The sequence below is a fragment of the Streptosporangium sp. DT93 genome (genome assembly GCF_049844535.1).
Taxonomy (GTDB): Bacteria; Actinomycetota; Actinomycetes; order Streptosporangiales; family Streptosporangiaceae; genus Streptosporangium.
This window is the reverse complement of the sequence record NZ_JBNCLF010000064.1, coordinates 1-705: the sequence shown is the minus strand read 5'-3', so window position 1 is coordinate 705 and position 705 is coordinate 1. Positions and strand designations below refer to the sequence as shown.

The window sequence follows — 705 nt, the reverse complement described above, 5'->3', positions numbered from 1 at the left end:
CGGGTCGACCTCGGCGAAGCCCTTGTCGCGCAGGCGTTCGGCCCAGGCCTCCTCGATGCCGGAGATGTCCCAGCCGCGGGCGGCGATCCAGCCCAGGTGGGTCTCCAGCACCTGGCCGACGTTCATCCGGCCCGGCACGCCGAGCGGGTTGAGGATGATGTCGACCGGGGTGCCGTCCTCCAGGAACGGCATGTCCTCCACGGGAAGGATCTTGGAGATGACGCCCTTGTTGCCGTGCCGGCCCGCGAGCTTGTCACCGTCGGTGATCTTCCGCTTCTGCGCCACGTAGACGCGCACCAGCTCGTTCACGCCGGGGGGAAGCTCGTCGCCCTCCTCGCGGGAGAACACCCGCACCCCGATGACCTTGCCCTGCTCGCCGTGCGGCACCTTCAGCGAGGTGTCGCGCACCTCGCGCGCCTTCTCCCCGAAGATCGCCCGCAGCAGCCGCTCCTCGGGCGTGAGCTCGGTCTCGCCCTTGGGCGTGACCTTGCCCACCAGGATGTCGCCGGGCACGACCTCGGCGCCGATGCGGATGATGCCGCGCTCGTCGAGATCGGCCAGCACCTCCTCGGAGACGTTGGGGATGTCGCGGGTGATCTCCTCAGGGCCCAGCTTGGTGTCACGGGCGTCGACCTCGTGCTCCTCGATGTGGATCGAGGACAGCACGTCGTCCTGCACCAGGCGCTGCGACAGGATGATCGCGTC

Annotated in this window: 1 pseudogene; it reads right to left on the bottom strand. The window is 69.2% G+C overall.

Features of this window, described 5'->3' with window-relative positions:
- Positions 1-705, bottom strand: a pseudogene (locus tag ACLQ2R_RS39490) (DNA-directed RNA polymerase subunit beta); the annotation flags it as partial.